The sequence below is a fragment of the Scandinavium tedordense genome, from assembly GCF_024764965.1.
Classification (GTDB): Bacteria; Pseudomonadota; Gammaproteobacteria; order Enterobacterales; family Enterobacteriaceae; genus Scandinavium; species Scandinavium tedordense.
Genome location: NZ_JALIGG010000057.1, coordinates 27,787 through 46,380 on the forward strand (window position 1 = coordinate 27,787; position 18,594 = coordinate 46,380).

Annotated in this window: 17 protein-coding genes; 10 read left to right on the forward strand and 7 right to left on the reverse strand. The window is 55.7% G+C overall.

Going from position 1 to position 18,594, the window contains the following annotated elements; all coding sequences use genetic code 11:
• Window positions 1-80 precede the first annotated feature (80 nt).
• The 4 genes from MUU46_RS16080 to glxK are packed head-to-tail and all read left to right on the forward strand — an operon-like array spanning window position 81 to window position 5,467.
• A complete protein-coding gene (locus tag MUU46_RS16080; protein WP_159752569.1) occupies window positions 81-1,535 on the forward strand; it encodes an allantoin transporter in 1,455 nt (484 codons plus the stop codon).
• A gap of 49 nt (window positions 1,536-1,584) precedes the next feature.
• Entirely contained in the window at window positions 1,585-2,946 is a 1,362-nt protein-coding gene (allB, locus tag MUU46_RS16085) for an allantoinase AllB (protein WP_159752571.1), read from the forward strand.
• Between the two features lie 53 nt (window positions 2,947-2,999).
• Window positions 3,000-4,301 carry a uracil/xanthine transporter gene (locus MUU46_RS16090; protein WP_258966041.1) on the forward strand — a complete coding sequence of 434 codons (1,302 nt, stop codon included), beginning with the start codon at window positions 3,000-3,002 and terminating at the stop codon, window positions 4,299-4,301.
• Between the two features lie 23 nt (window positions 4,302-4,324).
• Complete coding sequence (glxK, locus tag MUU46_RS16095) at window positions 4,325-5,467, forward strand: glycerate 3-kinase (protein ID WP_258966042.1); 1,143 nt, start codon at window positions 4,325-4,327, stop codon at window positions 5,465-5,467.
• 59 nt (window positions 5,468-5,526) lie between these two features.
• Here glxK and allE read toward each other — a convergent pair whose 3' ends face one another.
• From allE to allD, 3 genes are read right to left on the reverse strand one after another with little or no spacing between them, the layout of a single operon-like run.
• A complete protein-coding gene (gene allE / locus MUU46_RS16100; protein ID WP_258966043.1) occupies window positions 5,527-6,312 on the reverse strand; it encodes a (S)-ureidoglycine aminohydrolase in 786 nt (261 codons plus the stop codon).
• A gap of 2 nt (window positions 6,313-6,314) precedes the next feature.
• Entirely contained in the window at window positions 6,315-7,553 is a 1,239-nt protein-coding gene (gene allC, locus MUU46_RS16105) for an allantoate deiminase (protein ID WP_258966044.1), read from the reverse strand.
• 16 nt (window positions 7,554-7,569) lie between these two features.
• Window positions 7,570-8,619 carry an ureidoglycolate dehydrogenase gene (gene allD, locus MUU46_RS16110; RefSeq protein WP_159752581.1) on the reverse strand — a complete coding sequence of 350 codons (1,050 nt, stop codon included), beginning with the start codon at window positions 8,617-8,619 and terminating at the stop codon, window positions 7,570-7,572.
• Between the two features lie 313 nt (window positions 8,620-8,932).
• Here allD and MUU46_RS16115 point away from each other — a divergent pair, with 313 nt between their 5' ends.
• The 4 genes from MUU46_RS16115 to MUU46_RS16130 are packed head-to-tail and all read left to right on the forward strand — an operon-like array spanning window position 8,933 to window position 13,593.
• Complete coding sequence (locus tag MUU46_RS16115) at window positions 8,933-10,612, forward strand: acyl-CoA synthetase FdrA (RefSeq protein WP_258966045.1); 1,680 nt, start codon at window positions 8,933-8,935, stop codon at window positions 10,610-10,612.
• A 9-nt stretch (window positions 10,613-10,621) separates the two neighbouring features.
• Window positions 10,622-11,881, forward strand: a complete 1,260-nt coding sequence (locus tag MUU46_RS16120; RefSeq protein ID WP_258966046.1) for a YlbE family protein — start codon at window positions 10,622-10,624, stop codon at window positions 11,879-11,881.
• The gene (locus tag MUU46_RS16125) at window positions 11,882-12,697 is read left to right on the forward strand and encodes an oxamate carbamoyltransferase subunit AllH family protein (protein ID WP_258966047.1); all 816 of its coding nucleotides are present in this window, start codon (window positions 11,882-11,884) and stop codon (window positions 12,695-12,697) included. It begins immediately after the preceding gene.
• Window positions 12,694-13,593, forward strand: a complete 900-nt coding sequence (locus MUU46_RS16130) for a carbamate kinase (RefSeq protein WP_258966048.1) — start codon at window positions 12,694-12,696, stop codon at window positions 13,591-13,593. Before MUU46_RS16125 ends, MUU46_RS16130 begins: the two co-directional genes overlap by 4 nt.
• A 47-nt stretch (window positions 13,594-13,640) precedes the next feature.
• Here MUU46_RS16130 and purK read toward each other — a convergent pair whose 3' ends face one another.
• On the reverse strand, window positions 13,641-14,708 hold the full coding sequence (gene purK / locus MUU46_RS16135; protein ID WP_159752591.1) for a 5-(carboxyamino)imidazole ribonucleotide synthase: 1,068 nt from the start codon (window positions 14,706-14,708) through the stop codon (window positions 13,641-13,643).
• Window positions 14,705-15,214 carry a 5-(carboxyamino)imidazole ribonucleotide mutase gene (purE, locus tag MUU46_RS16140; RefSeq protein ID WP_258966049.1) on the reverse strand — a complete coding sequence of 170 codons (510 nt, stop codon included), beginning with the start codon at window positions 15,212-15,214 and terminating at the stop codon, window positions 14,705-14,707. The genes purK and purE overlap by 4 nt, the downstream gene beginning before the upstream one ends.
• Window positions 15,215-15,466: 252 nt before the next feature.
• Between purE and MUU46_RS16145 the strand changes: the two genes are divergently transcribed.
• Window positions 15,467-15,727: a DUF2534 family protein gene (locus MUU46_RS16145; RefSeq protein WP_159752595.1), complete on the forward strand. Its 261-nt coding sequence runs from the start codon at window positions 15,467-15,469 to the stop codon at window positions 15,725-15,727.
• Window positions 15,728-15,750: 23 nt separating this feature from the next.
• Here MUU46_RS16145 and lpxH read toward each other — a convergent pair whose 3' ends face one another.
• The gene (lpxH, locus tag MUU46_RS16150) at window positions 15,751-16,473 is read right to left on the reverse strand and encodes a UDP-2,3-diacylglucosamine diphosphatase (RefSeq protein ID WP_159752597.1); all 723 of its coding nucleotides are present in this window, start codon (window positions 16,471-16,473) and stop codon (window positions 15,751-15,753) included.
• Between the two features lie 3 nt (window positions 16,474-16,476).
• Complete coding sequence (ppiB, locus tag MUU46_RS16155) at window positions 16,477-16,971, reverse strand: peptidylprolyl isomerase B (RefSeq protein ID WP_159752599.1); 495 nt, start codon at window positions 16,969-16,971, stop codon at window positions 16,477-16,479.
• Window positions 16,972-17,143: 172 nt separating this feature from the next.
• On the opposite strand from ppiB, the gene cysS reads away from it, so the two are divergent.
• Window positions 17,144-18,529, forward strand: coding sequence for a cysteine--tRNA ligase (cysS, locus tag MUU46_RS16160; protein ID WP_258966050.1), 1,386 nt, complete (start codon window positions 17,144-17,146; stop codon window positions 18,527-18,529).
• Window positions 18,530-18,594: the final 65 nt, after the last annotated feature.

Here is an 18,594-nt window from a genome sequence, read left to right on the forward strand (position 1 = left end):
GACGGCGGGAAGTTTCATCGTTTTGTTCCGCATAGCTAAACCCGTGAAAGCGTTATTCCGATACGTGAAAAGAGGGCATTATGGAACAGCAAAGAAGTCTTTACCAACAACGCGGTTACAGCGACGATCTCTTACCCAAACTAGAAAGTCAACGCAACTGGAAAAGCTTTAATTATTTTACCTTATGGATGGGGTCGGTTCATAACGTCCCTAATTATGTAATGGTCGGTGGGTTTTTTATTCTCGGTTTGTCGACGCTGAATATTATGCTGGCAATTATTATTAGCGCCTTTTTTATTGCTGCAGTAATGGTAATGAACGGTGCCGCAGGCAGTAAATACGGCGTGCCGTTTGCGATGATCCTGCGTGCGTCTTACGGCATTCGTGGTGCGTTATTTCCTGGCATTTTAAGAGGTGGTATCGCGGCCATTATGTGGTTCGGTTTGCAGTGCTACGCCGGGTCGCTGGCATTTCTTATTCTGCTCGGCAAAATCTGGCCCGCTTTCCTGACGCTGGGCGGCGATTTTACATTGCTGGGGCTGTCTCTACCGGGGCTGATTGCGTTCCTGCTTTTCTGGCTGGTTAACGTTGGCATCGGTTTTGGTGGCGGGAAAGTGCTGAATAAGTTCACCGCGATCCTTAATCCCTGCATCTATATCGTGTTTGGCGGCATGGCTATCTGGGCAATTTCATTAACCGGTATCGGCCCGATTCTGGACTATTTACCGGCCGGGGTGCAAAAAGCTGAGCACAGCGGCTTCCTGTTTCTGGTGGTGATCAACGCGGTAGTGGCGGTTTGGGCGGCACCTGCGGTTAGCGCCTCTGATTTTACGCAAAATGCGTCCTCGTTTCGCGCCCATGCGCTGGGACAAACGCTGGGGTTGATTGTGGCCTATGTGCTGTTTGCGGTGGCGGGCGTGTGCATTATTGCCGGAGCCAGTATCCATTACGGTATGGACACCTGGAACGTGCTGGACATTGTGCAGAAATGGGACAGCCTGTTTGCCTCATTCTTTGCGGTGCTGGTTATTCTGATGACGACTATTTCGACTAACGCCACCGGGAATATTATTCCGGCAGGCTATCAAATTGCCGCGATTGCCCCGACCAAACTGACGTATAAAAACGGCGTACTGATTGCCAGTATTATTAGTCTGCTGATTTGCCCGTGGAAGCTTATGGAAAATCAGAACAGCATCTATTTATTCCTCGATATTATCGGCGGCATGTTAGGTCCGGTGATTGGTGTCATGATGGCCCATTATTTTGTGGTCATGCGTGGGAATATTAATCTTGATGAACTGTATACCGCCGCAGGTGATTATCAATATTACGATAACGGTTTTAACCTGACGGCGTTTTCCGTCACCGTTGCCGCCGTTATTTTATCCCTCGGTGGAAAATTTATCCCTCTGCTGGAACCGTTATCCCGCGTTTCGTGGTTTGTCGGCGTCATATTTGCGTTTGTCGCTTACGCCTTATTGAAAAAACGTGCGGTGAATGAACCGGCTCCTAAACAACATGTAGCAAGCTAGCACCAGGTAATGCGTAAATAAAAACAACTGTACCTACACGGAGAATATTATGTCTTACGATCTGATTATTAAGAACGGCACTGTTATTCTGGAAAATGAAGCCCGAGTGATTGATATCGCTGTCCGAGACGGCAAAATCGTTGCTCTGGGCGAAGATCTGGGCGAGGCCAAAGAGGTGATGGACGCCAGTGGATTAGTGGTTTCACCCGGAATGGTGGATGCCCATACCCACATTTCTGAGCCGGGTCGCTCCCACTGGGAAGGCTATGCCACCGGAACGCGTGCGGCGGCGAAGGGCGGGATCACTACCATGATTGAAATGCCCCTCAACCAGCTGCCAGCCACCGTCGATCGCGCCAGTATTGAACTGAAATTCGACGCCGCTGCAGGCAAGCTCACCATTGATGCCGCGCAGCTTGGTGGACTGGTGTCCTACAACCTCGACCGTCTGCACGAACTCGATGAAGTCGGCGTGGTTGGCTTCAAATGCTTTGTCGCCACCTGCGGCGATCGTGGTATCGACAACGATTTCCGTGATGTGAACGACTGGCAATTTTATAAAGGCGCGCAGACGCTGGCGAAGCTCGGCCAGCCGGTGCTGGTGCATTGCGAAAACGCCCTGATTTGTGACGAGTTGGGTGACGAAGCCAAAAAAGAAGGCCGCGTGACCGCCCATGATTATGTGGCATCGCGTCCGGTGTTTACCGAAGTGGAAGCCATTCGTCGCGTGCTGTATCTGGCGAAATCTGCCGGTTGTCGCCTGCATGTGTGCCACGTCAGCAGCCCGGAAGGTGTGGCAGAAGTCACGCGTGCCCGTCAGGAAGGACAAGACGTGACCTGCGAATCGTGCCCGCATTACTTCGTGCTGGATACCGATCAGTTTGAAGCCATTGGTACTCTGGCAAAATGCTCGCCGCCGATCCGCGATGCGGAAAACCAGAAAGGGATGTGGGACAAACTGTTCAAGGGTGAAATCGACTGCCTGGTTTCTGACCACTCGCCGTGCCCACCGGATATGAAAGCAGGCAACATCATGCAGGCGTGGGGCGGCATCGCCGGTCTGCAAAGCTGTATGGACGTGATGTTTGACGAAGCGGTGCAAAAGCGCGGCATGTCGCTGGCGATGTTCGGCAAGCTGATGGCCACCAACGCGGCTGACATTTTCGGCTTGCAGAACAAAGGCCGAATTGCCCCAGGCAAAGATGCCGATCTGGTCTTTATCCAGCCGAACAGCAGCTACGTGCTGAAAAACGAGGACCTGGAATACCGTCATAAAGTCAGCCCATACGTGGGTCGTACCATCGGGGCGCGCATTACCAAAACGCTGCTGCGCGGCGATGTGATTTACGACATCGAAGCGGGCTTCCCAATCGCGCCGAAAGGCCAGTTCATTCTTAAACACCAGCAATAACGCGGTCATGCATGCCCATCCTCGGATGGGCATGCTTTTTTCTGGGTAATGTGATGATGAATGTGTCTTTAAGCCGCGATAGCGCGCTGTCCGGTTTCCAGTGGTTTTTCTTTATTTTCTGCAATACCGTCGTGGTTCCACCGACGCTGCAATCGGCCTTTCAGCTTCCCGATGCCGCCCTGTTTACCCTGATCCAGTTCGCTTTTCTCAGCACCGCGCTGGCCTGCCTGGCACAGGCTTTTTTGGGGCATCGACGGGCAATCATGGAAGGGCCAACCGGGTTGTGGTGGGGCACTATTTTAACCGTCACCCTCGCGGAAACCGCACGCGGCACACCGGTCGACAGCATTGCCTGGAGCCTGGCGGTGGGGATTGGCTGCTCCGGGATCCTCACGCTGCTGTTGGGCGCAAGTGGGCTTGGCCAACGGCTGGCAGGCTGGTTCAGCCCGGCGGTGATGGTTGTGTTTATGCTGCTGCTCGGTGCGCAGCTCACCAGTATCTTTTTCAAAGGCATGCTTGGCCTGCCGTTCGGCGCAGCCCACGTGGCACAGGGCGTGCAGATGCTGCCTTTTCTGCTGGCGCTGGCGGTGATGTTGCTGGTGATCGGGATGATTATTTTGCTGCCGACTCGGGTGTCCCGCTACGCACTGTTGGTGGGAACGCTGGTAGGCTGGCTCGCCTGGCGTTTGTGCTATCCCGCGCCGTCAATCAGCGACCCGGGCGCACACTGGCAGTTCTTCCCGCTGGGCCATGGCGGTGAATTGAAGCCCGGCATTATCCTGACCGCGCTGTTGGCTGGCATCGTTAACGTCTCTAATACCTACGGGGCGTTACGCGGTACGGACGTTTTTTATCCGCAGAAAACAGCAGGCACTTCGCCGTATTCCCGCAGTTTTATCGTTTCTGGGGTGATGACCGTGTTCACCGTTCCGCTTGGCGTGGTGCCGTTCTCTCCGTTTGTTTCTTCCATTGGGCTGATTACCCAGACCGGAGACAGCACGCGGCGCGCTTTTGTCATCGGTAGCCTGTGTTGTCTGGCGGTTGCAGTGTTTCCCCCGCTGACGCGACTGTTTTGCACTTTACCTCTGGCGGTCAGCAGTGCGGTCATGCTGGTGTCCTATCTGCCGCTGCTCTATTCAAGTTTGGCTTTCAGTCAACAACTGACCCTGACCCCGCGCAATTGCTACCGTCTGGCGCTGCCGCTGTTCGCCGGTATTTTCCTGATGGGCTTGCCGCCGCTCTATTTACAGGCGGTACCGCTGATCGTGCGGCCGTTACTGAGTAACGGTTTGCTGGTCGGTATTTTGATGGCTCTGGCGATGGACAACCTCATTCCGTGGCAACGGCTGAAATAATCTCCCTATCGTAAGGATGTAGCATGAAAATTGTGATTGCCCCTGATTCATTCAAAGAGAGCCTCAGTGCGCAAAAATGCGCACAGGCAATCCAGGCGGGTTTCTCCGCTATTTTTCCCGACGCGGAATATCTGTGTTTACCGATTGCTGATGGCGGCGAAGGCACCGTTGAGGCGATGGTCGCTGCCACCTCGGGACAGATTGTCCCGGTGACGGTGACTGGTCCACAGGGAACGCCGGTTGAGGCGTTCTACGGCGTGACCGGGGATGGTGCAACGGCGGTGATTGAGATGGCCGCGGCCAGTGGGTTGATGCTGGTGGCGCCTGATGCGCGAAACCCGCTGCGGGCGACCAGCTATGGCACCGGAGAGCTTATCCGCCACGCGTTGCGGGCCGGGATCGGGCATATCATTTTGGGTATCGGCGGCAGCGCCACCATAGACGGCGGCATGGGCATGGCGCAGGCGCTGGGTGCACGTTTTCTTGACGCTCAGGGCGAGGAACTGGCAGCCAGCGGCGGAACCCTGTTGCACGTGGTGCGGATCGATCTGCAGGGGGTAGATCCGCTGCTGAAAAAGTGTCGGATAGAGGTGGCCTGCGATGTGGATAATCCGCTGATTGGCCCGCGCGGCGCGGCAACGGTGTTTGGCCCACAAAAAGGTGCAACACCGGGTATGGTTGAGGCGCTTGAGAGCGGTTTAACCCGCTATGCCGGGGTGCTGCAAACGTTGACCGATATCGAGGTAAGCACGCTCCCGGGCGGCGGTGCCGCGGGTGGGATGGGCATTGCGGCCGTGGTGTTCCTTAATGCGCAGCTCAAACCGGGGATTGATATCGTGATTGAGGCGGTAGGTCTGGCGCAGGCGATTGATGGGGCGACGCTGGTGGTAACCGGGGAAGGGCGTATCGACTCACAAACCATCGGCGGTAAAGCCCCGATGGGGGTGGCCCGGGTGGCGAAGCAGTTTAACGTGCCGGTGATCGGCATTGCGGGCGTGTTAGGTGAGGGAGTGGAAGTGGTTCATCAGCACGGTATCGACGCAGTGTTCAGCATTTTGCCGCGCCTTGCACCGCTGCCTGAGGTATTGGCCGAGGGCCAAAACAATTTGTATCACTGTGCGCGAAACATTGCCTGTGCCATCAGGATCGGTCAGTTGATGGCGTAAAAAAAAGCCACGGCGGTTGCCGTGGCTAAACAGAACAAACTCAAGCCAACATAGCTAAACTAAATTTCCACGTCGCGGTTGCAGTCCTTCGAATAGATATAGCTGAAGGCTTCCCCGCGTCCAACGCCATAGCCTGCCTGCAGCGAGTACGCGCCCATAAAGATGTAATCGCCTTTTTTCACCGGCACCCAGTTGTTATCGAGGTTATAAACCCCCTGGCCGGAAAGAATATAGGCTCCGTGCTCCTGCACGTGCGTTTCGATATAGCCGTGGCTGGCACCTGGCGCAAACGAAAGAATGTGCATGTTCATGTCAAAACCCAGCTCTTTGGGCAGGAAATCGAGCAGGATGACGTCATCCATACCTTCGTAATGGATTTGCTCCAGCTGGCTGGCATGGCCGCATACCCGATACGGCGCGTGACCCGCAGCCGGTATATAGCGGCGCTTATAGAGGAATAACTGACTGTCGGCAGCCTGCTGATTCTTAAAGGTCATCAGCATATCTGGCGGGCAGTACAGATAGCCACCCTCTGTCAGCGCAAAACGCTCGCCACCGGCTTCGACGCTAATTCTGCCGCCGATAACGTAGAGGAACGTTTCGATACCTTCGCCACCAAAGCCTGTCGTGTTGCCGCCGTCCTGATGCAGGGTGACAAGGTAATCAACGAAGGTTGCCCCCAGCTTTGGCGTAGAAAGGATCGTGACGTCACAACCTTCAAAGCCAGGAATGATGTTTTTCACCAGACCATCTGGCGTCAGCAGGGCATAGTTACCATGGCGGACGATGGAACGGCTGGCCAGTAAATCATCCCGGTAGCCGATAACGTTATTCAGATATCCCATAGTTACAGTTCCTTATAAGCCAATTGATAAAGCATCAGCGCCAACGTTTTGACGCCCTCCGCCAGATCGGTCATGTGAGTACGTTCTGCCGGGTTATGGCTGATGCCTCCGATGCTGGGGATAAAAATCATGCAGGTCGGGACATGCGGGGCAAAAATTTGCGCATCATGGCCTGCACCGCTGTGCATGACGCGGTAGTTGAGGTTTTCCGATTTACACTGGGTGGTAAGCTGCGCTACCAGGTCGGCGTCCATCGGTACCGGGGCTTCGTCCATCCACAAGTCGATATCGATGTCGACATTTTCCTGCAGGCAAATCTGGCGCATATCCACTTCAAGGCGCTCGGTAAATTGCTGTAGGGCCTGGGCGTCGGTGTGGCGACAGTCGATGGTAAACAGCGTTTTACCCGGCACGACGTTCACGGTATTGGGCTGCGGCTCGACCTTGCCGAAGGTCAGTACCAGCGGATCGCCCTCCGCCCGCGCTTTGGCGACAGATTCACTGCAAATGCGGCTAAAGGCGTGCACCGTATCGCGGCGATAGCTCATCGGCGTGCTGCCCGCATGGTTAGACTCACCGCTGAGCGTGACCGTATAACGGCGCTGGCCGACAATCGCATGTACTACGCCAATCGCCTGCTGGTGCGTTTCGAGGACTCGCCCCTGCTCGATATGCAGCTCGACAAAGGCTTTGATGTCCTTGCGTGCCGGGAGAGTTGTGGCAGGCAGGGTAAAACCACAGGCGTGCATTGCCTCGACAAAGCCAATGCCTTGCGCGTCGCTGATATCACGCACGTCGGCAGGGTTGGCCTCGCCCATGATGTTTTTGCTGCCCCAGAACACATACGGGAAACGGCTGCCTTCTTCCTCTGCCATCGCCACCATTTCCAGGCTGCGTAGCGGTGGACCGTAGGTCTCTTTCAACCAGATAATAGCCAGCCAGGCGGCCAGCGCGCCAAACTGACCATCGAGATTGCCGCCGTTGACCACGCTGTCGATATGCGACCCGCTGAGGATCACCTCATCGGGATAGCGGGTGCCAGGCAGGCGGGCGAAAAGATTTCCGACTGCGTCAAACCGGGTTTCCAGGCCGTCGTCGGCCATCCGCTGCTGGAATTGTTGCTGGGTCTCCAGCCACTGCGGCGAATAAAGCAAGCGGGTTATTCCGCCACTCGGGTCGGCACCGAAAGTTGAAAGCCATGGCAGTGTGTCTTCTATCGCTTTGCGAAATACATTATCCATATATTAAAACCTGTTATTACTGGGCAAACGGATTTTTCGTCTCATACGAACGGGTGTATATCGCGTCTGAAACCAGATAGTCATAAATATCATCAACAATCTCTATGCCATGGGTTGTTGATTCCTTTTCATAAAGATCTAAATTTTGACCAGGGTAATACACCTGGTTAAATCCTGGTGCAGGCTGAATGCCATTTAATTCACGCATGGTTTGACTTAAATGCTGGCGGAACACTTCGCTGGAAGAGAAAAAGGCCGGGTTTATGACAATATGCAATTGGCCGAGATTACGTCCGTGGCTTAAGTCGTCATACATTGAACTAACTTGTTTGCCGAACGGTAATCCGAGCAAAATACCGGACAGTACGTCAATCATCATCATCAGTCCGTAACCTTTTGGCCCAGCGGCGGGCAGCAGCGCGTGGACGGCAAACGGATCGGTGGTTGGGGCGCCATGGCTATCGACGGCCCAGGTCGCGGGGATGGGTTCCTGACGCGAGCGGGCATCAAGAATTTTGCCCCATGCCTGCACGGTGGTCGCCATGTCAAAGGTCATGATATCGCCGTTTTCACCCGGCGCGGCGAAGGCCAGCGGGTTGGTACCATAGTAAATCTCTGCCCCACCAAACGGTACTACCATTGGATCGGACTGGCACAGTGAAATGCCGATCAGACCCGCCCGGGCAGCCTGCTGCACGAAATAGGAGATAGCGCCGCTGTGACCCATCCGGCTGATGCCGACCACCGCCACACCTTTTTCCTGGGCCAGTTCAATGGCGTGCATCATTCCCCGTTTGGCTGCAACCTGACCGGCAGCGTTATCCGCATGAAGCACGGCAGAACAGGGGCCGGTTTGTTCCATCTGGAAGACCGGTTTGCGGTTAGTACCGCCTTTGGAAATGCGCTCTGCGTAATACTCCACGCGGACGGCGCCATGAGAATGGATACCCCGCGCATCCGCAAACACCAGTACTTCGGCAACGGTGGCGGCGTGGTCGCTATTAAGCCCTGCTTTGGTCAACTTCTTCTGAATAAGTTGAAAGAGTGTTTCCCGGCTGACTTTCATCGGTCTTCCTTTTTACAACGGTGGAGAGCTGAATGAGCGTCAACATACCGTGAAAATAAATTGAATATGTGATCCGGATTGATAAAGTCAGATAGTTAGAATTAATTTGATAATCCAGTTTATTTTTGTAGAAGCTTTTAATGAGTCGGGTATTTAAAATTATACGAGTAATGCCAAAGGGACTGTTCGAATAATTCGTGTAATAAATGGGGTGTGATGCCTGTCACCCTTAATCACGCTTTTGCTGTATAGCCTTGAGCCAAATTAACAGCGCCAGTGTATTTATGCACGGTGTAATTATTGGGGAGGGGTTATGAACCATGCCTTTATAAAAAAAGGATGCTTTCAGGACTCGGTCAGCTTAATGATTATTTCTCGTAAATTAAGCGAATCTGAAAGCGTAGAGGACGTGTCGGTAATGATGGGCACGCCCGCCAATAAAGCCTTGCTGGAAACCACCGGTTTTTGGCATGACGATTTTCAGCAGGCGACGCCGAATGATATCTGCGTGGCGATTCGCACTCTGGCTGATGACGCAACGGTTACTCAGCAGATTGTTGAGCAACTCGATGCCGCGTTGGTAGCCCTGGCACAGGGGACGGGTAACGGTCAGTCGCTGGTCCAGGTGAAACGCTGGGAAAGCGCCTGTCAAAAGCTGCCCCAAGCCAATTTACTGCTGATCTCCATTGCCGGAGAGTATGCCGCCGGGCTGGCGCATCAGGCGCTGGAAAGCGGCAAAAACGTGATGATATTTTCCGATAACGTCACGCTCGATGATGAAATTGCACTCAAAACTCGTGCCCGTGAATGCGGTCTGCTCGTAATGGGGCCAGACTGTGGCACCTCGATTTTGGCCGGGACGCCGCTGGCTTTCGCCAACGTCATGCCCAAGGGAAATATCGGCGTTATCGGCGCCTCCGGGACCGGTATCCAGGAGCTCACTTCACAAATCGCCCTCGCCGGAGAAGGGATAACTCACGCCATTGGGCTGGGTGGGCGTGATCTTAGCGAGCAAGTGGGAGGCATCAGCGCGCTGACCGCGCTGGAGATGCTGGCGAGCGATGCGCCAAGCCAGGTACTGGTCTTTGTGTCCAAACCTCCCGCAGAAACTGTACGCCATCGGGTCATTCAGGCGATGAAAGCCAGCGGGAAACCTGTGGTGGCGCTGTTCCTCGGCTATGTCTCTCCGGTTACCCACGATGAAAACGTCTGGTTTGCCGCCACCCTGGATGAGGCAGCCCGGCTGGCCTGCTTGCTTTCACGCGTTGCGAGTCGAGTCGCGAGCCGGGTAGATACCTGCGCGCCGGCTGCCGGAGGTGTTTTGCGCGGGCTGTACACTGGCGGCACCCTGGCGGCAGAAGCCTCGATGCTGCTGGCCAGCCACCTCGGGATCGAACCTGACCCACAGCATCATCACGGCATAATGCTGGATGCGCAAGGACATCAGGTTATCGATCTGGGCGATGATTTTTACACCGTGGGCCGCCCACATCCGATGATCGACCCGTCCCTGCGCAACCAGCTGGTTGCCGGGCTGGCGCAGCAGCCTGACGTCAGCGTTCTGCTGCTCGATGTGGTACTCGGCTATGGCGCGACCGACGATCCTGCCGGGCCTCTGGTGGAGGCCATCGCCAAAGCACAGGCGGGACGAAGCACGACACATCCACTTCAGGTTATCGCCACTGTCACCGGTACTGAGCGCGATCCGCAGGTGCGTTCGATGCAAATTGCCATTCTGGAAGATGCCGGGATAGCGGTAGTCAATTCTCTGCCAGAAGCGACCCTGCTGGCGGTGGAATTACTGCACCCACGTCCGGTTCACATCGCAAAAAGCACAGCGGCGCTGCTGGAAGGTGTGGCGGTGATCAATGCCGGGTTGCGCAGTTTTGCTCTGGATTTACAGGCTGTCGACACCCCAGTGGTGCATTACTCATGGATGCCCGTGGCGGGCGGCAATCAACAACTGGCGCGTTTATTAGAACGTTTGCAATAAGGGGTTCCAATGTTTACATCCGTGGCGCAAGCCAATGTCGCAGTAATCGAACGTATTCGTCAGGCGCGTCCTCACTGGCTAGATGTCAAACCCGCCGCCTCGCTTATCTCTGTGCTTAATCAGGGAAAAACGTTGCTGCACGCCGGGCCGCCAATGCGCTGGCAGGAGATGACCGGCCCGATGAAAGGGGCCTGCATTGGGGCCTGCCTGTTTGAAGGTTGGGCTGCCAATGAGCACAGTGCGCTGGCGTTGCTTGAAAGCGGGCAGGTCACGTTTATTCCTTGTCATCACGTTAACGCAGTGGGGCCGATGGGCGGTATTACCTCCGCCAGTATGCCGATGCTGGTGGTGGAGAACATTACTGACGGCAACCGCGCTTTTTGCAATCTAAATGAAGGGATCGGCAAAGTGATGCGCTTTGGCGCGTATGGCGAAGACGTTCAACAGCGGCTGCGTTGGATGCGTGACGTGCTGGGGCCGGTGCTGAGTGCGGCGCTGGACACCTTTGATCGTGGCATCGATCTGACCGCTATGATGGCGCAGGGCATCACCATGGGAGATGAATTCCATCAGCGCAATATCGCCACCTCAGCGCTGTTGATGCGCGTGCTGGCCCCACAGATTGCCCGTCTGAATCATGATAAGCAGCAGATTGCCGAAGTCCTCGATTTCCTTAGCCTCACCGATCAGTTCTTCCTCAACGTGGCGATGGCTTACTGCAAAGCGGCGATGGACGCCGGGGCGCAGGTGCGGGCAGGCAGCATCGTGACCGCCATGACCCGCAACGGTAATCAGTTCGGCATTCGCGTTAGCGGTCTGGGTGAGCGTTGGTTTACCGCGCCGGTCAACACGCCGCAGGGATTGTTCTTCACCGGTTTCAGCCAGCAGCAGGCCAACCCAGATATGGGGGACAGCGCCATTACCGAAACTTTTGGTATCGGCGGCGCGGCGATGATTGCGGCCCCGGGGGTGACCCGTTTTGTCGGGGCCGGGGGCATGGAAGCGGCGAAATCGGTTTCTGAGGAAATGGCGGAAATCTTCGTCGAGCGCAACATGCAGTTGCAAATCCCCGGCTGGGATTTCCAGGGCGCCTGTCTGGGGCTGGACATCCGGAGAGTGGTGGAAACCGGGATCACACCGTTGATCAATACCGGGATTGCTCACCAGGAGGCCGGGATTGGCCAGATTGGTGCGGGTACGGTCAGGGCGCCGCTGGGCTGCTTCGAACAGGCGCTGCTGGCGCTGGCCGATGAGCTGGGCGTGAACTAAATGCGCCTTATTGCGCCGTTGATCGGTAGCCTGCAGGCCACGCACTCCGATCAGCGCTGGCAGCTGGCAGGCATCTGGCGGCGCAGTATCAATCTGCAGAGTGGCGCCGATGCGATGCTGACGCTGCATCGCATCGGGAGCGGGATTAGCCCTGCCGGATGGGTGCTACGCGGCCATGATTTTGATCAGCTGCGTCAGGCTCTCGGCCCGACTAGCCGGGTGGGGTCAGATGCGCATTCGCTGACGCTGGGCGGTTATACCATTTGCGCGCCGCAACGGCGTTGTTCGCTGCGCCTCGTGCCACCCTCTACACCGTATCGTTTAGCGGCCAGCGAGATGCAGCGTGCGGCAGAAACCGGGCTGTTTGGTCCGTTATGGAAGGCGTCAATGCTGCCGTTGCCCAATGAGTTACGCCAGTTTGCGCATGCCTTTGGCGTGGCACTGAACGGGCAGGCGGTTGACTGGCGGGAGTGGCTTGGCAAAGGCCCCGGCCTCACACCAAGCCATGACGATACGCTGACCGGGATGTTGCTGGCGGCCTGGTACTTTGGCGCGCTGAACCTTTCACGCGCCGCGCCATTTTTTGCCGCGTCCAGTGCACTGACCGAGGTGACGACAGCCGTGAGCGTCAATTATTTGCACTATGCGGCGATGGGCTGTTTTTCCTCACCGTTGCTGCATTTCGCCCATGCCCTGAGCCATCAACGACGCCTGGATGAAGCCATTGACGCCGTGCTGGCGCTCGGCCATACCTCCGGGGCGGATACGCTGCTGGGGTTCTGGGCTGCACAACAGATTATCAAGGGAACACAATGAAAACTCTGGTGGTTGCCCTCGGCGGCAACGCATTACTTCAGCGCGGAGAAGCGCTGACCGTAGAAAATCAGTATCGCAATATCGCCAGCGCAGTGCCTGCACTGGCACGGCTGGCAAAGCATTATCGACTGGCGATTGTGCACGGTAATGGCCCGCAGGTTGGGTTGTTGGCTCTGCAAAATCTCGCCTATCAGGAGAGCGTCACGCCTTACCCGCTCGATGTGCTGGTGGCGGAAAGTCAGGGCATGATTGGCTATATGCTGGCCCAGCGCCTGAGCACTGAGGCAGACATGCCGCCGGTGACCAATGTGATGACACGCATAGCGGTGGCGAAAGATGACCCAGCATTCAGCGCTCCGGAGAAATTTATCGGCCCGGTGTATGCGCCTGAGCAGCAAACGCAGCTGGAAGCCTGTCACGGCTGGACTATGAAGCGCGATGGCAAGCATATACGCCGCGTGGTGCCGTCGCCGGTCCCGCAGCAGATCATGGATATCAACGCCATCGAACTGCTGTTACAGGCCGGACATGTGGTGATTTGTGGCGGCGGTGGCGGTGTGCCGGTGCTGAAAAGCGGGGCAGGGGTGGAAGCTGTGATTGACAAAGACCTGGCGGCGGCGCTGTTGGCTGAACATATTCAGGCCGACGGGCTGGTTATCCTGACCGATGCGGATGCGGTGTATCAACATTGGGGCACGCCGCAGCAACGGGCGATACGCCGGGCGACGCCGCAGGAGCTGGCCCCGTTTGCCAAAGCCGATGGTGCGATGGGGCCAAAAGTTGCCGCTGTTAGTGGGTACGTGACCCGTCTCGGGAAACCTGCGTGGATTGGCGCCCTGTCGCGCATTGAGGAGACTCTGGCCGGGCAGGCGGGAACCTGTATCAGTCTGGAGTGAGACAGTCGTTAACGTGCCCGGCAGCGCAACGCCACCGGGCAAGAGGACTACGGCAACTGAGACTGTGCCCAGGTAATTCCGCTGGTATATTCCGGCGGCAGCAGTGGAACCAGTGCTTCAAGAGTGGCGCTTAAACGATCGGTGTCGCTGTCATTGAGGTTTAAATGGCCGACCTTCCGGCCTGCACGCACCTCTTTCGCATACCAGTGCAAATGCACCAGTGGCAGCTTCAGCCAGTCCGTATTCAGGTCTGTACCAATCAGGTTGACCATTACTGATGGACTGTTGATGACCGGTGGCGGCAGCGGTAGTTGAGTGATAGCGCGCAGATGCAGTTCGAACTGGCTGATGGACGCACCGTTTTGCGTCCAGTGCCCGCTGTTGTGCACGCGTGGGGCCAGTTCATTAATCAGTAGCCCGGCAGGGGTGATAAAGCACTCCATCGCCATCACGCCGACGTAGTTCAGCTCATTCATAATGGACGTGAGCATGGTTTCGGCCTGCGCCTGCTGCTCTGCATTAGCCTGCGGGAAGGCGACGCTGACGCGCAGAATACCATCCTGATGCAGGTTGTGGGTCAGCGGATAGAACACCGTCGTACCGTCATGCGCTCTGGCACCGACCAGCGACACTTCACCGCTGAAATTAATGCCTTTCTCAACGATGCATTCGCCATAGCAGTCGTCCGGCAGTTGTTCGGTTTCGTGGCTGCGCAAGCGCCACTGACCACGCCCGTCATAACCGCCGGTGCGGCGCTTAACGATGGCCAGTTCGCCGAGATCATCAAACACGCCGGGCCATTCGGTTTTCTCTGCCAGCAGCTGCCACGGCGCGGTGGCGAGACTCAGCTTGTCGAACAACTGTTTTTGCGTCAGGCGGTCAGCGATTATCGGAAAGACGTCGCGGTTAACGAACGCCGGATGACGCGCCAGTTCGCGGGTTAACGCGGTTTCTGGCCAGCGCTCAATTTCAGCCGTAATGACGCTTTGCTGAAATGGCACGGCTTCCGGATCAGCTTCGAGGCCGACCGGCCAGACGTCGATCCCCAACGGTTCACCGGCCTGGCGCAGCATGCGGCCTAACTGACCGTTGCCGAGGACGCAAACCTGTTTCATGCACCACCCCGCGGGTCCGGATTCTCCAGAACCTCGTCGGTTTGCGCTTTACGCCAGTCGGCCAGGCGCTGATGCAATTCGCTGTCGTGTGTAGCAAGGATTTGTGCGGCCAGCAGGGCGGCGTTGGCGGCTCCTGCTTTGCCAATCGCCAGCGTTCCCACCGGAATACCGCGCGGCATCTGGACGATAGAGTAGAGGCTATCCACACCGCTCAGGGCTGCGCTCTGAACGGGTACGCCGAGCACGGGAACCAGAGTTTTCGCTGCAATCATACCTGGTAAATGCGCTGCACCGCCTGCGCCCGCAATAATCACCTGATAACCGTTGTCTTCTGCCGTTTCGGCAAAGCTGAACAGTTTATCGGGCGTGCGATGGGCAGAGACGATTTCCACGTGGTGTGGAACATTCAGGGAATCAAAGATTTCGGCGGCAAACTGCATGGTAGCCCAGTCGCTTTTGGACCCCATCACGATGGCGACTCGCGCCGGATTGTTGCGGGAAGACATGCGTCTTAAAACTCCTGTGGGTGTGGAACACACTGCTTTGAAGGCCACAGAGAATAGCACGGAAAAACGCCAAGGAAAACGGTTGCGCGGTCATGAAAGCGGTGAATGCGGTGCCTGTTTTTCTGTTCCTGTAAATCTGACCCATAAGGAGGAGAAATACGGTAAAGTCACGCATGGACTTACCTGTAGGAAAATATCGACTGCGTCGTCATCAGACATATTACGCAGCGCAGCATTTCATGAGGAGAAGGTATGCTGGCAATACTTCGCACCCCGGAGGGGAAAAAATTTCTGACCGCCGTTGCTATCGTTTTCATTATTGCGGTAACGGTGGTGTCTAAAGTCACGTTCCAGGGGGTTGAAGATCAATACAATCTGCCGATGGATCAGTGGAGCGTGTCGATGTACTTCATTCAGGGCGCATGGGCCACTATCTACAGCATTATGTTCACCATCATTGGCTCACTGCCGTTTGGCTTCTATTTCCTCGGTCCGAAAGACGATCGCGGTTAAGTTTTTTGCTTAAGAAAGGCAGTTCAGAAAGGGAAGGCGATTAATTCGACGTTATCGGTGGTCACTTTGACCATCGATCCTTCGCTGTGCCACGCGCCTAACACCACACGAAAAGCGGGTTTCCCGTTTGCGGTGAGCTCGTGAATCGCCGGGCGATGGGTATGCCCATGAATGAGCCATTGCACCTGATGCTTTTCCATCACATCGACCACAGCGTGGGCGTTGACGTCCATGATTTCCATCGATTTATGGCTGTTGGCGTTCTTGCTGTCATCGCGCATTTTGGCGGCGATGCGGCGGCGAACGAATAGCGGCAGGGCCAGAAACAGCCTTTGCAGCCAGGGCTGATGAACTTTGGCGCGGAAGGCCAGATACCCAGGATCGTCTGTACATAGCGTGTCGCCGTGTATGACCAACACCTTTCGGCCATACAGATCCAGACACTGCTCTTCGGGCAGTAACGTCATGCCACTCTCACGGGCAAAACGCTTGCCAAGCAGAAAGTCACGGTTGCCGTGGATGAAGAAACAGGGCACACCAGAATCGACCAGTGCTTTGATTTCTTGTGCTATCTCACGATGAAGCGGTTCAGGGCTGTCATCGCCAATCCAGGCTTCAAATAGATCGCCGAGAATGTACAGCGCGTCCGCGCTGCGGGCAACACCTCGTAAAAAACGCAGAAAACCGGCGGTGATCGCCGGTTCTTCTGTGTGCAGATGCAAATCTGCAATAAAGAGTGTCGCCACGAATTACTCGCTAACGGTCACGCTTGTCACAATAACGTCTTCTTTAGGAACGTCCTGGTGCATGCCGCTGCGGCCAGTTGCCACGGCTTTAATCTTATCAACAACGTCCATGCCTTCAGCCACTTCTGCGAATACGCAGTAACCCCAGCCTTGCAGGTTTTCGCCGGAGAAGTTCAGGAAATCGTTATCAACGATGTTGATGAAGAACTGTGCGGTAGCGGAGTGTGGCGCCTGAGTACGGGCCATTGCCAGCGTACCACGGGTGTTTTTCAGGCCGTTGTTCGCTTCGTTTTTGATCTGATCTTTGGTTTCTTTCTGATTCATGCCCGGCTCAAAGCCGCCGCCCTGGATCATAAAACCGTTGATAACACGGTGGAAAATGGTGTTGTCGTAGAAACCTTCGCGGCAGTAGTCCAGGAAGTTTTTAACTGTTTCAGGCGCTTTATCATCAAACGTTTTGATTACGATATCGCCGTGATTAGTGTGGAAAGTAACCATTTTTGCATCCTGTTCCGATATTGTGGTGCGAATACCCGCTGGCGGGTCACGTATAGGGGGTTGTTATAGCATAACCGCCGGGTTCGATCACCTTGCATTGCGTGCTGCTTCCGGATCGAATTACAGGTAGAATATTCGCTTTACGATCACACTCGTTTACATGGAATCTTCAATGTTAAAAATCTTTAATACACTGACGCGCCAAAAAGAGGAATTCAAACCTATTCATGCAGGAGTTGTCGGCATGTACGTGTGTGGTATTACCGTTTACGATCTCTGTCATATCGGCCACGGCCGTACGTTTGTGGCCTTTGACGTGGTAGCGCGCTACCTGCGTTTTCTTGGCTACCAGCTGAAATACGTGCGTAATATCACCGATATTGACGACAAAATCATCAAGCGTGCTAATGAAAACGGTGAGGATTTTGTGGCATTGGTTGATCGCATGATCGTCGAAATGCACAACGATTTTGATGCATTGAATATCCTGCGCCCGGACAACGAACCGCGTGCTACGCACCATATTCATGAAATAGTCGAAATAACCGAACGCCTGATAGAACGAGGTCATGCCTACGTGGCAGCCAACGGCGACGTGATGTTCTCGGTGCCGAGCGATCCAAACTACGGCCTGCTGTCGCGTCAGGATCTCGACAATCTTCAGGCCGGTGCCCGCGTTGAGGTGGTTGACGTGAAGCGTAATCCAATGGACTTCGTGTTGTGGAAAATGTCCAAAGCCGACGAACCAAGCTGGCCATCACCGTGGGGTGACGGGCGTCCAGGCTGGCACATCGAATGTTCCGCCATGAACTGCAAACAGCTCGGTTCCCATTTCGATATTCACGGCGGTGGTTCGGACCTGATGTTCCCGCACCATGAGAATGAAATCGCGCAGTCCACCTGTGCGCACGAGGGTGAGTACGTCAACACCTGGATGCACTCCGGGATGGTGATGGTTGACCGCGAAAAAATGTCCAAATCACTGGGCAACTTCTTCTCCGTGCGTGAGGTGCTGAAATATTACGACGCGGAAACCGTGCGTTATTTCCTGATGTCCGGCCACTATCGCAGCCAGCTAAATTACAGCGAAGATAACCTCAAGCAGGCACGTTCTGCGCTTGAACGTCTGTATACCGCGCTGCGCGGTACTGATGCCAGCGTAGAGGCGGCGGGCGGTGACGCGTTTGAAACGCGCTTCCGTGATGCGATGGATGACGATTTCAACACCCCTGAAGCCTACTCCGTGCTGTTTGATATGGCACGTGAAGTGAACCGTCTGAAGGGCGAAGATGTGGCTGCGGCGAACGCCATGGCGGCACATTTGCGTAAACTTTCTGCCGTGCTGGGCCTGTTGGCGCAGGATCCGGAAGAGTTCCTACAGGGCGGCGCGCAGGCAGATGACGGCGAAGTGGCTGAAATAGAAGCGTTGATCAAACAGCGTCTGGACGCGCGTCAGTCAAAAGACTGGGCGGCGGCGGATGCGGCGCGTGACCGTTTGAACGAAATGGGTATCGTGCTGGAAGACGGTGCACAGGGGACAACCTGGCGTCGTAAGTAACACGTCATTTGGATTAACTGCCCGGTGGCGCTGTGCTGACCGGTCCTACAATGAAAAACGTAGGC

What these genes read in the sequence shown, in the direction of transcription:
- MUU46_RS16125 (WP_258966047.1), top strand. Translation starts at nt 11,882, where the DNA reads ATGCGCCTTATTGCGCCGTTGATCGGTAGCCTGCAGGCCACGCACTCC.
- allE (WP_258966043.1), bottom strand. Translation starts at nt 6,312, where the DNA reads ATGGGATATCTGAATAACGTTATCGGCTACCGGGATGATTTACTGGCC.
- purE (WP_258966049.1), bottom strand. Translation starts at nt 15,214, where the DNA reads ATGTCTTCCCGCAACAATCCGGCGCGAGTCGCCATCGTGATGGGGTCC.
- allC (WP_258966044.1), bottom strand. Translation starts at nt 7,553, where the DNA reads ATGGATAATGTATTTCGCAAAGCGATAGAAGACACACTGCCATGGCTT.
- MUU46_RS16145 (WP_159752595.1), top strand. Translation starts at nt 15,467, where the DNA reads ATGCTGGCAATACTTCGCACCCCGGAGGGGAAAAAATTTCTGACCGCC.
- MUU46_RS16090 (WP_258966041.1), top strand. Translation starts at nt 3,000, where the DNA reads ATGATGAATGTGTCTTTAAGCCGCGATAGCGCGCTGTCCGGTTTCCAG.
- MUU46_RS16130 (WP_258966048.1), top strand. Translation starts at nt 12,694, where the DNA reads ATGAAAACTCTGGTGGTTGCCCTCGGCGGCAACGCATTACTTCAGCGC.
- MUU46_RS16120 (WP_258966046.1), top strand. Translation starts at nt 10,622, where the DNA reads ATGTTTACATCCGTGGCGCAAGCCAATGTCGCAGTAATCGAACGTATT.
- MUU46_RS16115 (WP_258966045.1), top strand. Translation starts at nt 8,933, where the DNA reads ATGAACCATGCCTTTATAAAAAAAGGATGCTTTCAGGACTCGGTCAGC.
- allD (WP_159752581.1), bottom strand. Translation starts at nt 8,619, where the DNA reads ATGAAAGTCAGCCGGGAAACACTCTTTCAACTTATTCAGAAGAAGTTG.
- cysS (WP_258966050.1), top strand. Translation starts at nt 17,144, where the DNA reads ATGTTAAAAATCTTTAATACACTGACGCGCCAAAAAGAGGAATTCAAA.
- purK (WP_159752591.1), bottom strand. Translation starts at nt 14,708, where the DNA reads ATGAAACAGGTTTGCGTCCTCGGCAACGGTCAGTTAGGCCGCATGCTG.
- glxK (WP_258966042.1), top strand. Translation starts at nt 4,325, where the DNA reads ATGAAAATTGTGATTGCCCCTGATTCATTCAAAGAGAGCCTCAGTGCG.
- MUU46_RS16080 (WP_159752569.1), top strand. Translation starts at nt 81, where the DNA reads ATGGAACAGCAAAGAAGTCTTTACCAACAACGCGGTTACAGCGACGAT.
- allB (WP_159752571.1), top strand. Translation starts at nt 1,585, where the DNA reads ATGTCTTACGATCTGATTATTAAGAACGGCACTGTTATTCTGGAAAAT.
- ppiB (WP_159752599.1), bottom strand. Translation starts at nt 16,971, where the DNA reads ATGGTTACTTTCCACACTAATCACGGCGATATCGTAATCAAAACGTTT.